This window comes from Serratia sp. 2880STDY5682894 (assembly GCF_001537385.1).
GTDB classification, from domain to species: domain Bacteria; phylum Pseudomonadota; class Gammaproteobacteria; order Enterobacterales; family Enterobacteriaceae; genus Serratia; species Serratia nevei.
Genome location: NZ_FCJA01000019.1, coordinates 1 through 13,068 on the forward strand (window position 1 = coordinate 1; position 13,068 = coordinate 13,068).

12 protein-coding genes and 2 tRNA genes are annotated in these 13,068 nt (G+C 60.5%); 12 read left to right on the top strand and 2 right to left on the bottom strand.

Translation table 11 applies throughout. From position 1 onward, the window contains the following. The first annotated feature begins 176 nt into the window (after positions 1-176). Positions 177-253: transfer RNA gene (locus tag AWX27_RS24025), tRNA-Asp, on the top strand. 51 nt (positions 254-304) lie between these two features. Beyond that, positions 305-380 (top strand) — tRNA-Trp (locus tag AWX27_RS24030). A gap of 261 nt (positions 381-641) precedes the next feature. Here the strand turns inward: AWX27_RS24030 and hdfR are convergent. Then, a complete protein-coding gene (gene hdfR / locus AWX27_RS24035) occupies positions 642-1,469 on the bottom strand; it encodes an HTH-type transcriptional regulator HdfR (protein ID WP_060425370.1) in 828 nt (275 codons plus the stop codon). A gap of 119 nt (positions 1,470-1,588) precedes the next feature. On the opposite strand from hdfR, the gene AWX27_RS24040 reads away from it, so the two are divergent. After that, a complete protein-coding gene (locus tag AWX27_RS24040) occupies positions 1,589-1,927 on the top strand; it encodes a MaoP family protein (RefSeq protein ID WP_048232148.1) in 339 nt (112 codons plus the stop codon). 28 nt (positions 1,928-1,955) lie between these two features. Here the strand turns inward: AWX27_RS24040 and AWX27_RS24045 are convergent, their stop codons facing one another. Continuing rightward, positions 1,956-3,479: a YifB family Mg chelatase-like AAA ATPase gene (locus AWX27_RS24045; protein ID WP_060425372.1), complete on the bottom strand. Its 1,524-nt coding sequence runs from the start codon at positions 3,477-3,479 to the stop codon at positions 1,956-1,958. 342 nt (positions 3,480-3,821) lie between these two features. Here AWX27_RS24045 and AWX27_RS24050 point away from each other — a divergent pair, with 342 nt between their 5' ends. The 9 genes from AWX27_RS24050 to AWX27_RS24085 all read left to right on the top strand — a co-directional run bounded on the left by AWX27_RS24050 (position 3,822) and on the right by AWX27_RS24085 (position 13,066). Further along, positions 3,822-5,054 carry an MFS transporter gene (locus AWX27_RS24050; protein WP_060425375.1) on the top strand — a complete coding sequence of 411 codons (1,233 nt, stop codon included), beginning with the start codon at positions 3,822-3,824 and terminating at the stop codon, positions 5,052-5,054. Positions 5,055-5,187: 133 nt separating this feature from the next. Continuing rightward, positions 5,188-5,286, top strand: coding sequence for an ilv operon leader peptide (gene ilvL, locus AWX27_RS24830; RefSeq protein WP_013814970.1), 99 nt, complete (start codon positions 5,188-5,190; stop codon positions 5,284-5,286). Positions 5,287-5,428: 142 nt separating this feature from the next. Next, on the top strand, positions 5,429-7,075 hold the full coding sequence (gene ilvG, locus AWX27_RS24055) for an acetolactate synthase 2 catalytic subunit (protein WP_060425377.1): 1,647 nt from the start codon (positions 5,429-5,431) through the stop codon (positions 7,073-7,075). Further along, the gene (gene ilvM, locus AWX27_RS24060) at positions 7,072-7,329 is read left to right on the top strand and encodes an acetolactate synthase 2 small subunit (RefSeq protein ID WP_038874702.1); all 258 of its coding nucleotides are present in this window, start codon (positions 7,072-7,074) and stop codon (positions 7,327-7,329) included. Before ilvG ends, ilvM begins: the two co-directional genes overlap by 4 nt. 23 nt (positions 7,330-7,352) lie before the next feature. Next, complete coding sequence (locus AWX27_RS24065) at positions 7,353-8,279, top strand: branched-chain amino acid transaminase (RefSeq protein ID WP_033636413.1); 927 nt, start codon at positions 7,353-7,355, stop codon at positions 8,277-8,279. 76 nt (positions 8,280-8,355) lie between these two features. Then, a complete protein-coding gene (gene ilvD, locus AWX27_RS24070; RefSeq protein ID WP_033649965.1) occupies positions 8,356-10,206 on the top strand; it encodes a dihydroxy-acid dehydratase in 1,851 nt (616 codons plus the stop codon). A 5-nt stretch (positions 10,207-10,211) separates the two neighbouring features. After that, complete coding sequence (gene ilvA / locus AWX27_RS24075) at positions 10,212-11,756, top strand: threonine ammonia-lyase, biosynthetic (RefSeq protein WP_060425379.1); 1,545 nt, start codon at positions 10,212-10,214, stop codon at positions 11,754-11,756. A 53-nt stretch (positions 11,757-11,809) separates the two neighbouring features. Continuing rightward, positions 11,810-12,343 carry a hypothetical protein gene (locus tag AWX27_RS24080; protein ID WP_060425381.1) on the top strand — a complete coding sequence of 178 codons (534 nt, stop codon included), beginning with the start codon at positions 11,810-11,812 and terminating at the stop codon, positions 12,341-12,343. Positions 12,344-12,364: 21 nt separating this feature from the next. Further along, entirely contained in the window at positions 12,365-13,066 is a 702-nt protein-coding gene (locus AWX27_RS24085) for a DUF2461 domain-containing protein (protein WP_060425383.1), read from the top strand. The last annotated feature ends 2 nt before the right edge of the window (positions 13,067-13,068 follow it).

Genomic DNA, 13,068 nt, shown 5'->3' on the forward strand with positions numbered 1-13,068 from the left:
CCATGCCGAACTCAGAAGTGAAACGCCGTAGCGCCGATGGTAGTGTGGGGTCTCCCCATGCGAGAGTAGGACACTGCCAGGCATCAAATAAACGTTATCAGTGTGACGACTGGTAATGCGCAAATCGCAGAGCGCGATTTTGCCGGCATCGAGAGATGCAACGTAAAAGAATCGGTGGAGCGGTAGTTCAGTTGGTTAGAATACCTGCCTGTCACGCAGGGGGTCGCGGGTTCGAGCCCCGTCCGTTCCGCCACTTATTTAATTATGCCTGCTTTATTAGCAGGCATAATGTTAAGCGAGATTTAGGGGCGTAGCTCAGTTGGTAGAGCACCGGTCTCCAAAACCGGGTGTCGCGAGTTCGAGTCTCTCCGCCCCTGCCATATTAAGAACCCTTTGCGAAAGCAAAGGGTTTTTTTTTGCCTATCATTTTTCTTCCTTACCGCTTTGGAACAGAGCACATGGACGTTAGGTGCCGATGTTTGCCCGATCCTGGTTGCTCCATCTTTCTTCCGATCTTTACCCCCGTGACCTCCTGATTCCCTTGCTGTTTTGCATTATCTCCTCTCAGAAGGCGATGAGCGCGTTTTTGCTTGATAGACAGTCATGACCACGATGACGGCGTTTAAGGCCGCCATAACGCTTTAGGCTGCGGTATTTAAAGGTATTTTAAGTAATTGCCGAATCAAAGGCTGTTGATCGCTGTTTTGCAACCAGACGGCATACAGTGGGCGGATAATCGGTGGGATCTCAGCGGAGGCCACCAGCTGTGGGTACTCTTGTTCCCACTGGCTGGGCAGGAAAGCGCATCCGCCCGTGGTTTCCAGCAGCTGACGCGTCAGGTGAGCGGAGGTAGTGGTGAGCACCGGCACGTTATCGCCTTCCAGCATGCGGCTTTCCTGTTGGTGAAAGTCGGCTCCCCATTCCAGCTTGATGTAGGGCATTGGGGCTTGTTTATCACGATGCGCGGATGAGAACAGGCGTAATGAGAAATTGCTCAGCTGCTGGCTGGCCAATTCATCCATCTTCGGCGGTTCAGTGGTGATCAGTAAATCGAGCTGCCTTTCATGCAGTTGTTTTACCAAAGAGTGCCTTAATGCCACCCTGGCTTCGAGCTGTAGCGCCTCGCGTTGTTGATAGAGCGCCTGCAACCAGGGGGTCAGATAGGCTTCCCACAGCGAAGCGGTCGCGCCGATCGACAACTCGGTGTGTTGCAGCGAACGCACGACCTCCTTCTTCGCCAGCTGCCAGGTGTTCATCAGGCTCTCGGCATAGGGCAGAAGCCGCTCACCGGCAGGTGTCAGGCGGATATTATTGCGATGACGGGTAAATAAATTTGCGCCCAGCTGGTTTTCTAACTGACGGATGCGGAAACTGACCGCGGACTGCGTTAAGTACAAAGATTCTGCGGCTCTGCCAAAGTGACGCGTTCTACTGACCTCCAAAAAGGTTTTCAGTAATTCGGTATCCACACCTATCTCCAAAAAAATTTGTCGTTAAGATTTAAATGTTTTGTTTTACACGCTGTCAAGCCTATCTAATACTCCGCGCCATAAACAGCACGGCCATAAGAGAATTAGGAGCGTGTCAGATGGCGGATAGCTTCACCACGACCAATCGTTTTTTTGATAATAAACATTACCCTCGCGGGTTCTCCCGTCACGGCGATTTCACCATTAAAGAGGCGCAATTGCTAGAGCGCTTCGGCTACGCGTTTAACGAGCTGGACTCGGGCAAACGTCAGCCGGTCACTGAAGAAGAACAGCTGTTCGTCGCAGTGTGCCGCGGTGAGCGCGAAGCGGCTACCGAGCAGGAAAAAGTATGGGCTAAATATCTGGCGCGCACACGTCGCCCGAAGAAATTCCATACTCTGTCCGGCGGTAAACCGCAGGCTGACGCAGTAGAAGATTACAGCGACAGCGACGACTAAAGACGATGGGGCCTGCGGGCCCCATTTTCTATTCCAGACTACGATGCAGCTGTAACAGCAGACGGTCCATACTGCGATAGCCCAGCGCTTCGCAGAGGTGGCTCCTGTTGAGCTCCGCATCCCCCGCCAAATCCGCCAGCGTGCGCGCCACTTTCAAAATGCGCTGCCAGGCGCGGACCGATAACCCCAGCGCGTTTAATGTTGCCTCCAAAAACTCGGCGTCTGCCGCCTGCAGAATGCAATCACGTTCCACTTCGCGGTTGCTCAACAGCGCGTTGACTTTCCCGGCGCGTTCGAGCTGCCGGGCGCGCGCCTGTTGAACCCTTTCCCGCACTTTCTCACTGCTTTCTCCATGCGTTTTCCGCTGACTGAGCGTACCCGGCGGTAACAGCGGCACTTCGATAGACAGATCGAAACGGTCGAGAAAAGGCCCTGACAGCCGGGCCAGATAGCGCAATACCTGCTGCGGCGAGGCGCGATTGTGTAACCCCTGATAATGCCCGGTCGGGCTGGGGTTCATTGCCGCAATCAACTGCACTCTGGCGGGGAAACAGACCTTGGCGTTGGCGCGTGAAATTACGATCTCGCCGGACTCCAGCGGCTCACGCAGCGCATCCAGCACCTTACGCTCGAATTCCGGGAGCTCATCCAGAAACAGCACGCCGTTATGCGCCATAGAGATCTCGCCCGGGCGCGGCAGTGAGCCGCCGCCGACCAACGCCGCCATCGATGCACTGTGATGCGGTGCGCGAAACGGCCTCTGGCGCCATGGCAGGGCGGCGGGGATATGGTGCTGCAAGCTGGCGACCGCCAGGCTTTCCAGCGCCTCATGCTCCGTGAGCGGCGGCAGCAAGCCCGTGAGGCGGCTGGCCAACATGGTTTTACCGGTGCCCGGCGGCCCAATCAGCAGCAGGTTATGCCCGCCGGCGGCGGCGATCTCCAGAGCCCGCTTGGCCTGTTCCTGGCCGATGATGTCGCGCAGATCGGCGTTGTCGCAGGCGATGTCCACAGCGGGAGGCGTGGCCGCCACCGGCAGCTCGCCCTGGCCGAGCAGAAAGGCACAGACTTCCAACAGGTGCCGGGCGGTACGGGAGTGCGACTGCGCAATCAGGCCGACTTCGGCGGCGTTGTCCGTCGAGAGGATCAGTTGCCGCCCGGCGTCAGCCGCCGCCAGCGCCGCCGGGATCGCGCCCCTGACCGCGCGCAGTGCGCCGGACAGTGCGAGCTCGCCAAGAAACTCGTAGCGCGCCAACGGTGCGAGGGGCAATTGCTCGGAGGCGGCGAGGATCGCCAGTGCTATCGGCAGATCGTAACGCCCGCCTTCTTTCGGCAGATCGGCGGGCGCCAAATTGACGGTGATGCGCCGGGCGGGAAAGGTGAAACCGTTGTTGATCAGGGCGCTGCGCACCCGATCGCGCGCCTCTTTCACCGTGGTTTCTGGCAGACCGACCAGCGTCAGGCCGGGCAGGCCATTGCTGATATGCACCTCCACCGTTACTGAAGGGGCCTGAACGCCGATGATGGCGCGGCTATAGATTACCGCCAATGACATATCGCTCTCCTTGCTGAGGGCAACATGATGCGCGATTCATTCTGGCTTCGCGCGGCGTTATTAGCGATTTTTCCCGGAGGTTCGCAGCGTAATTGCCGATTTTCATTTCAGCGAATGAGGTTGTGCGATCTGTCTCGCAGGCTGCGGCAATACCCATTAACAATATCGCCGAAGGCTGCAACACATTAGCGGCCCAGACGCATTGCAACCATAGGCTTAATGGGTGTATTTAACAATTGATTAAAAGAAAAATCACTTCTTTAACAAACTCCGACCGCCGCCGCATTCTGCCCGGCAGCCGCTAAGCCTCCTGACTTCGTACTCTACGGTAGGGATAACACTATGTTTGGTTGGACCCCGCTGCAACGCAATGCGGCAATCGCCAGCTTTTCAAGCTGGACGCTCGATGCTTTCGATTTTTTCGTGCTGGTATTCTTACTCAGCGATATCGCGCAATCCTTTCACGTCGGCCTGGAACAGGTCACGTTGGCGATTCTGCTCACGCTGGCGGTGCGGCCTATCGGCGCGCTGATCTTCGGGCGCGCGGCGGAAAAATATGGCCGCAAGCCGATCCTGATGCTGAATATCGTCTTCTTCTCGGTGTTTGAGCTGCTCTCCGCCGCCGCGCCCTCGCTGACGGTCTTTTTGCTGTTGCGGGTGCTGTACGGGGTTGCGATGGGCGGCATCTGGGGCGTGGCGTCGTCATTGGCGATGGAAACCATACCGGACCGCTCACGCGGCCTGATGTCGGGTATTTTCCAAGCCGGCTACCCGTTCGGTTATCTGCTGGCGGCGGTGGTCTACGGCCTGCTGTTCGAAACGGTCGGCTGGCGCGGCATGTTCGTTATCGGCGCGGCGCCGATCCTGCTGCTGCCGTTTATATATTATTGCGTGCAGGAGTCGCCGGTGTGGCTGGCGGCGCGCGAACGCAAAGAAAGCACCGCCTTGCTACCGGTGCTGAAGAGCCACTGGAAGCTGTGCTGCTATCTGGTGCTGCTGATGGCGGCGTTCAATTTCTTCTCCCACGGCACGCAAGATCTGTATCCGGTATTTTTGAAAGTTCAGCACGGTTTCGACCCTAAAACCGTCAGTATCATTGCCATAAGCTACAATATCGCGTCCATTATCGGCGGCGTTTTCTTCGGTTCGTTATCGGAAAAGATCGGCCGTAAGAAAGCGATCATCATCGCCGCGCTGCTGGCGTTGCCGGTGATCCCGCTGTGGGCGTTTTCCAGCGGTTCACTGATGCTCGGGATCGGCGCTTTCCTGATGCAGTTTATGGTGCAGGGTGCCTGGGGCGTGATACCGACCTACCTGACCGAACTGGTGCCAGCCAACACCCGCGCGGTGCTGCCGGGGTTCGTGTACCAGCTGGGTAACCTGATCGCCTCGGTCAACGCCACGCTGCAAGCCACCATCGCCGAGCATCATGGGCACAATTACGGCCTGGCGATGGCGATCGTCGCCGGTACGGTGGCGGTGGCGATCGCCCTGTTGGTGTTCTTTGGCAAGGATACGCGCGGCAAGGCGAGCACCGACGCGGTGAAAAATCCGGACATGCGCGCCAACGTGTGAAAGAGGGGCGATTTGCGTGAGGTATGACCAGATTGCGCCGAATAATAACGCAAAAAAAGTGTTGTCATGCCGCGCGCGACTATGGTACCTCTGTAAGCATTAGTTCTGAATGAGCACAGTGAACAAACCCATTATGAAAGCCTTTGCCCAAGTGATTAGCCTAGTCGTGATTAGCGTGGTGGTGATTATTATCCCACCGTGCGGGGCTGCACTTGGACGAAGAAAGGCTTAGCAAACAAGCCGGAATCGCAAGAGAACCCCCGCACCGTCAGGTCCGGGGGTTTTTTATTGGCAAGAGAAAAGTGGAGCAAGGGGCAGAGCATGAAAAACAGAACAAAATCCTGCAGTTGTCGAAGTAAGGCGGGGAAATAACTATGAATGGCGCTCAGTGGGTAGTTCAAGCGTTGCGTGCGCAGGGTGTGGATACCGTATTCGGCTATCCGGGCGGGGCAATCATGCCGGTGTACGATGCGCTGTACGACGGTGGTGTGGAACACCTGCTGTGTCGCCATGAACAGGGCGCCGCGATGGCCGCCATCGGCTACGCCCGCGCCACTGGCAAAGTCGGCGTTTGCATCGCCACTTCCGGCCCTGGCGCCACCAACCTGATCACTGGCCTGGCTGATGCGCTGCTCGATTCCGTTCCCGTTGTCGCCATCACCGGTCAGGTGGGTTCCGCGCTGATCGGCACCGATGCCTTTCAGGAGATCGATGTTCTCGGCCTGTCTCTGGCCTGCACCAAGCACAGTTTCCTGGTGGAATCGCTGGACGCCTTGCCGGGCATCATGGCGGAAGCGTTCGCCATCGCCGCAGGCGGCCGCCCTGGCCCGGTGCTGATCGATATCCCGAAAGACATCCAGCTGGCGCAGGGCGACTTGCACCCGCATCTGATGCCGGTCGACGAAGCGCCGGCGTTCCCGGCGGCAGCGTTGGCGGAAGCGGCCGAGCTGCTGGCACAGGCGCACAAACCGATGCTGTACGTCGGCGGCGGCGTGGGCATGGCACAGGCGGTGCCGGCGCTGCGTGAATTTATCGCCGTGACCCGCATGCCGAACGTCGCCACCCTGAAGGGGCTGGGCGCGCCGGATGCGCAAGATCCGCTGTACCTCGGCATGTTGGGTATGCACGGCACCAAGGCTGCCAACCTGGCGGTGCAGGCGTGCGATCTGCTGATTGCCGTCGGCGCGCGTTTCGATGACCGCGTGACCGGCAAACTGAACGCCTTCGCGCCGCACGCCAAAGTGATCCACATGGATATCGATCCGGCGGAGATGAGCAAGCTGCGCCAGGCGCATGTCGCCCTGCAGGGCGACCTGAAAGCGTTGCTGCCAGCGTTGCAGCGCCCGCTGAACATCGCCGCCTGGCAGCAGCAGGTGACGGCGCTGAAAGCCGAGCACGTCTGTCGCTACGATCACCCCGGCCAGCCGATCTACGCGCCATTGTTCTTGCGCCAGCTGTCCGCCCGCAAGCCGGCCAACAGCGTGGTGACCACCGACGTGGGCCAGCACCAGATGTGGAGCGCGCAGCACATGACGTTCGAACGCCCGGAGAATTTCATCACCTCCAGCGGCCTCGGCACCATGGGGTTCGGCGTGCCGGCGGCGGTGGGGGCCCAGATCGCGCGCCCGCAAGATACGGTGATCTGCGTCTCGGGCGATGGCTCCTTCATGATGAACGTGCAGGAGCTGGGTACCATCAAGCGCAAACAGCTGCCGCTCAAGATCGTGCTGCTGGACAACCAGCGCCTCGGAATGGTGCGTCAGTGGCAGCAGCTGTTCTTCGACGGCCGCTACAGCGAAACCAACCTGTCCGATAACCCCGACTTCCTGATGCTGGCCGCCGCCTTCGGCATTCCCGGCCAGCGCATCAGCCGCAAGGATCAGGTGGAAGGCGCGCTCGAGGCGCTGTTCAACACCGAAGGCCCTTATCTGCTGCAGGTCTCTATCGACGAACTCGAAAACGTCTGGCCGCTGGTGCCGCCGGGCGCCGGCAACGAAACCATGTTGGAGGAAATATCATGATGCAGCATCAACTCTCTATCCAGGCGCGTTTTCGCCCCGAAATGTTAGAGCGCGTATTGCGGGTCGTGCGTCATCGCGGCTTTCAGGTTTGTGCTATGAATATGGTTTCTCCGGCCAACGCCGACAGCATCAATATCGAATTGACCGTTGCCAGCCCGCGTCCGGTCGCCCTGTTGTCATCTCAGTTAAGCAAACTGCTGGACGTCTCCTGCGTTGAGATCCAGCAGCCAACATCACAACAAATACGCGCCTGAGGCGCCGAGAAGGATAAATAACAATGACAAAGAAAGCCGATTACATTTGGTTCAATGGTGAGATGGTTCCCTGGGCCGAGGCCAAAGTGCACGTGATGTCGCACGCGCTGCATTACGGCACGTCGGTATTTGAAGGCGTGCGCTGCTACGACTCGCACTTGGGGCCGGTGGTGTTTCGCCATCGCGAACATATGCAGCGCCTGCACGACTCGGCGAAAATCTACCGCATGCCGGTTTCGCAAAGCGTCGACGAGCTGATGGAAGCCTGCCGTGCCACGCTGCGCAAGAACAACCTGGTCAGCGCGTACATCCGCCCGCTGGTGTTCGTCGGCGATGTCGGCATGGGCGTCAACCCGCCGGCCGGTTACAAAACGGACGTGATTATCGCGGCGTTTCCTTGGGGCGCTTATCTGGGTGAAGAAGCGCTGGATCAAGGCATCGATGCGATGGTCTCCTCCTGGCACCGCGTCGCACCAAACACGATCCCCACTGCGGCCAAGGCCGGCGGTAACTATCTTTCCTCCCTGCTGGTGGGCAGCGAAGCGCGTCGCCACGGCTATCAGGAAGGCATCGCGCTCGACGTGCACGGCTACATTTCCGAAGGGGCGGGCGAGAACCTGTTTGAAGTGAAAGACGGCGTGATTTACACCCCGCCGTTCACCTCTTCGGCGCTGCCGGGCATCACCCGCGACGCGATCATCAAGCTGGCGAAAGACATGGGCTTCGAAGTGCGTGAGCAGGTGCTGTCGCGCGAATCGCTGTACCTGGCCGACGAAGTGTTCATGTCCGGCACCGCGGCGGAAATCACGCCGGTACGCAGCGTGGACGGCATTCAGGTCGGCATCGGCAAATGCGGCCCGGTGACCAAACAGATCCAACAGGCGTTCTTCGGCCTGTTCAGCGGCAAGACAGAAGACAAATACGGCTGGCTGGATCCGGTAAATCCGTAACGACAAGACAGACAGATAAGAATATCCAGGCGGTTCGTTCGCCGCCTGTCATAAATACATTTGGAGTGAAAAGAGCATGCCTAAGTACCGTTCCGCCACCACCACCCACGGCCGCAATATGGCGGGTGCCCGCGCATTGTGGCGCGCGACCGGGATGACCGACGCCGATTTCGGCAAGCCGATCATCGCCGTGGTCAACTCCTTTACCCAGTTCGTGCCGGGCCACGTGCATCTGCGCGATCTGGGCAAACTGGTCGCCGAGCAGATCGAAGCTTCTGGCGGCGTGGCCAAAGAGTTCAACACCATCGCGGTGGATGACGGCATCGCCATGGGCCACGGCGGCATGCTCTATTCCCTGCCGTCGCGCGAGCTGATCGCCGACTCGGTCGAATACATGGTGAACGCCCACTGCGCCGACGCGATGGTGTGCATCTCCAACTGCGACAAGATCACCCCGGGCATGCTGATGGCGGCGTTGCGCCTGAATATCCCGGTGATCTTTGTCTCCGGCGGCCCGATGGAAGCCGGCAAGACCAAACTCTCCAATCAGATCATCAAGCTGGATCTGGTGGATGCGATGATCCAGGGCGCTAACCCGAACGTCAGCGACGCCGACAGCGAGCAGATCGAGCGTTCCGCCTGCCCGACCTGCGGTTCCTGCTCCGGCATGTTCACCGCTAACTCGATGAACTGCCTGACCGAAGCGCTGGGCCTGTCGCAGCCGGGCAACGGCTCGCTGCTGGCCACCCACGCCGATCGCAAAGCGCTGTTCCTCAACGCCGGCAAGCGCATCGTCGAGCTGACCAAACGCTATTACGAGCAGGACGACGAGAGCGCGCTGCCGCGCAATATCGCCAACAAGGCGGCGTTTGAGAACGCCATGACGCTGGACATCGCCATGGGTGGCTCGACCAACACCGTACTGCACCTGCTGGCTTCGGCGCAGGAAGGCGAGGTGGACTTCACCATGGAAGACATCGATCGCCTGTCGCGCAAAGTGCCGCACCTGTGCAAGGTGGCGCCGAGCACGCAGAAATACCATATGGAAGACGTGCACCGCGCCGGCGGCGTCATCGGCATCCTCGGCGAGCTGGATCGCGCCGGCTTGCTGAACCGCGAGGTGAACAACGTGCTGGGGCTGACCCTGCCGCAGACGCTGGAAGCCTACGACGTAATGCTGACCCGCGACGAAAGCGTCAAGAAAATGTACTCCGCCGGGCCGGCCGGTATCCGCACCACGCAGGCATTCTCGCAGGACTGCCGCTGGGATTCGCTGGACACCGACCGCAAGGAGGGCTGCATCCGCACCCGTGAACACGCCTACAGTCAGGACGGCGGGTTGGCGGTGCTGTACGGTAACCTGGCGGAAAACGGCTGCATCGTCAAAACCGCCGGCGTAGACAAGGAAATCCTCACCTTCCGCGGCCCGGCCAAAGTGTATGAAAGCCAGGATGATGCGGTAGAAGCGATCCTCGGCGGCAAAGTGGTGGCGGGCGACGTGGTCGTTATCCGTTACGAAGGGCCGAAAGGCGGGCCGGGCATGCAGGAAATGCTTTACCCAACCACGTATCTGAAATCGATGGGGCTGGGCAAGGCGTGCGCGCTGATTACCGACGGGCGTTTCTCCGGCGGCACCTCGGGGCTGTCCATCGGCCACGCCTCGCCGGAGGCGGCCAACGGCGGCCTGATCGCCCTGGTGCAGGACGGCGACATGATCGCGATCGACATTCCTCATCGCGGCATCCAGCTGGACGTCAGCGAGCAGGAGCTGGCGGCGCGGCATGAAGCGGAACTGGCGCGCGGCGACGCGGCCTGGACGCCGAAAAACCGTGAGCGTCAGGTATCCTTCGCGCTGCGCGCCTACGCCTCGTTGGCCACCAGCGCCGACAAAGGCGCGGTACGCGACAAGAGCAAACTGGGGGGATAAGCAGCATGGCGGTCTCTCAACCCCTACCCAGCGCCCCCTGCGGCGCGGAATATCTGCGAGCGGTACTGCGCTCGCCGGTCTACGAGGTGGCGCAGGTCACCCCGTTGCAGGCCATGAACAAAATTTCTTCGCGCCTCGGCAACACCATTTTGGTGAAGCGCGAAGATCGTCAGCCGGTGCACAGCTTCAAGCTGCGCGGGGCCTATGCGATGATCGCCGGGCTGGACGAAGAGCAGAAGGCGCGCGGCGTCGTGACGGCTTCGGCCGGCAACCACGCGCAGGGCGTCGCCTTCTCCGGTAAACGGCTGGGCATCAAAACGCTGATCGTGATGCCGGTGTCCACCGCGGACATCAAAGTGGATGCGGTGCGCGGTTTCGGCGGCGAAGTGCTGCTGCACGGCGCCAATTTCGACGAGGCCAAAGCGAAGGCGATCGAGCTTTCCCAGCAGCAGGGCATGACCTTCGTGCCGCCGTTCGATCATCCGACGGTGATCGCCGGGCAGGGCACGCTGGCGATGGAGCTGCTGCAGCAAGACGCGCATCTGGATCGGGTCTTCGTGCCGGTCGGCGGCGGCGGCCTGGCCGCCGGGGTGGCGGTGCTGATCAAGCAGCTGATGCCGCAGATCAAAGTGATCGGCGTCGAAGCGGAAGACTCCGCCTGTCTGCGCGCGGCGCTGGATGCCGGCCATCCGGTGGATCTGGCGCGCGTCGGGCTGTTCGCCGAAGGCGTGGCGGTGAAGCGTATCGGCGACGAAACTTTCCGCCTGTGCCGTGAGTATCTGGACGACGTAATCACTGTGGACAGCGACGCCATCTGTGCGGCGGTCAAAGATCTGTTCGAGGACGTGCGTGCCATTGCCGAACCTTCCGGCGCGCTGGCACTGGCGGGGCTGAAAAAGTACGTCCAGCAGCACAACATTCAGGGCGAGCGTCTGGCGCACGTGTTATCCGGCGCCAACCTCAACTTCCACGGGCTGCGCTACGTTTCCGAGCGTTGCGAACTGGGCGAACAGCGTGAAGCGCTGTTGGCGGTGACCATTCCGGAACAGCAGGGCAGCTTCCTCAAGTTCTGCCAACTGTTGGGCGGCCGCTCGGTGACCGAATTCAACTATCGCTACGCCGATGCCGACAACGCCTGTATTTTTGTCGGCGTGCGTCTGACGCGCGGGCACGCCGAACGGCGGGAAATCATCGACGAGCTCAATGCCGACGGTTATCAGGTGGTGGATCTGTCGGACGACGAGATGGCCAAACTGCACGTGCGCTACATGGTGGGCGGGCGTCCGTCGAAGCCGCTGCGCGAACGGCTGTACAGCTTTGAGTTTCCGGAGTCGCCGGGCGCGCTGCTGAAATTTCTGCAAACGCTGGGCACGCACTGGAACATTTCGCTGTTCCACTATCGCAGCCACGGCACCGACTTCGGCCGGGTGCTGGCGGCCTTCGAACTGGCGCAAACCGAGCCGGAATTCGAGCGGCACCTGCAGGCGCTGGGCTACGATTGCCACGACGAAACCGACAACCCGGCGTTCCGCTTCTTTTTGCAGGGGTGAGCCCGGTGCGTTTACCCGGCCGGCTGGCCCGCTTATTGACGCAGGGCCGGGAGATGGAACGCCAAATCGCGGCGCGCGATCGCGCACTGTTCGCCGGCGTGGATGCACAGCTCGAGCAGCATTTCCTGGCGCCGGGCCAGCGGCTGTCGCCGCCGGGCGTCGGCAATGTCATGTTGCTGATGGTATGCCTGACGTTGGGGCTGGCGGGCGTGATGGGCCTGGCCACGGACGTGGCGGCCGCCTGGAGCGGCAAGACTTCCGCCGCCGTTCTCATGGGCAGCGGCGCGATCGTGGCGGTGTGGATGACATTGATCCTGTTCCAACTGGTGCAGGGTAAAAACAGCGGGGTGGTATTGTTGCAATATTACCTTGGCATGCTCGGCCTGTTTTGCCTTGGCGCCGCAGCGGCGTGGGCGTCGGGGATGACCGGCATCGCCACCGTCGCCATGCTGCTGGGGGGCGTGGTTGGCGGTGCACTATTCAGCAACCGGGCGGCGTTCTCTCTCTATGTCGCTTACTTTCGCACGCGTCGGCGCGTGTTTATCAAACGCCGTTGGCAGAGGGAAGATCTGCGCAACACCCGATAAACCGTCAGAACGGAAAAACTTATGGCGCAACCTTTCTCCGGCTTTAGCCAGCAGGGTCTGAATTTCCTGCAGCAGGTGCGGATCGAGAACGATAAGGCGTGGTTCGACGGCAACCGCGATATCTACGATCGCGAGCTGTTGGTGCCGTTTCGCGCGCTGGTGGAGCAGCTGGCTCCCGGCATGCTGGCGATCGACCCGCAGTTCGAGACTCGCCCGGCGATCGGCAAAACGCTGTCGCGCATTCATCGCGACACGCGCTTTTCTCATGACAAATCGCGCTACCGCAGCCGCATGTGGCTGACGTTCAAGCGTCCGAGCAAAGACTGGAAAGACGCGCCGGTCTACTTTTTCGAACTGGGGCCGGACATGCTGCGCTATGGGCTCGGCTACTACAGCGCCAACAAGCCGACCATGGATCTGTTCCGCCATACGCTGAGGCAGCGGCCGCAGCCTTTCCTTGAGGTGGCCGCCTGCTGCCGGCGGCCGTTCGAGCTGGTGGGTGAGAGCTACAAGCGCCCGCTGGTGAAGGAGCAGGCGGCGGAGATCGCCACCTGGTACAACCGCAAGTCGTTTGCGGTGATGGTGACCGACAGCGAAGTGGAAAAGCTGTTCAGCGCCGATCTGGTGCCGCTGCTGACCGGGGCCTTTTTGCAGCTTGAGCCGCTCTACCACTGGTTGATGCAAGTAGAGACGATGAAGCAGATCGATCCGGCGGATCTGTAAAC

Coding starts and splice junctions, on each gene's coding strand:
- AWX27_RS24040 (WP_048232148.1), top strand. CDS start 1,589: ATGGCGGATAGCTTCACCACGACCAATCGTTTTTTTGATAATAAACAT.
- AWX27_RS24045 (WP_060425372.1), bottom strand. CDS start 3,479: ATGTCATTGGCGGTAATCTATAGCCGCGCCATCATCGGCGTTCAGGCC.
- AWX27_RS24050 (WP_060425375.1), top strand. CDS start 3,822: ATGTTTGGTTGGACCCCGCTGCAACGCAATGCGGCAATCGCCAGCTTT.
- ilvL (WP_013814970.1), top strand. CDS start 5,188: ATGAAAGCCTTTGCCCAAGTGATTAGCCTAGTCGTGATTAGCGTGGTG.
- ilvG (WP_060425377.1), top strand. CDS start 5,429: ATGAATGGCGCTCAGTGGGTAGTTCAAGCGTTGCGTGCGCAGGGTGTG.
- ilvM (WP_038874702.1), top strand. CDS start 7,072: ATGATGCAGCATCAACTCTCTATCCAGGCGCGTTTTCGCCCCGAAATG.
- AWX27_RS24065 (WP_033636413.1), top strand. CDS start 7,353: ATGACAAAGAAAGCCGATTACATTTGGTTCAATGGTGAGATGGTTCCC.
- ilvD (WP_033649965.1), top strand. CDS start 8,356: ATGCCTAAGTACCGTTCCGCCACCACCACCCACGGCCGCAATATGGCG.
- ilvA (WP_060425379.1), top strand. CDS start 10,212: ATGGCGGTCTCTCAACCCCTACCCAGCGCCCCCTGCGGCGCGGAATAT.
- AWX27_RS24080 (WP_060425381.1), top strand. CDS start 11,810: ATGGAACGCCAAATCGCGGCGCGCGATCGCGCACTGTTCGCCGGCGTG.
- AWX27_RS24085 (WP_060425383.1), top strand. CDS start 12,365: ATGGCGCAACCTTTCTCCGGCTTTAGCCAGCAGGGTCTGAATTTCCTG.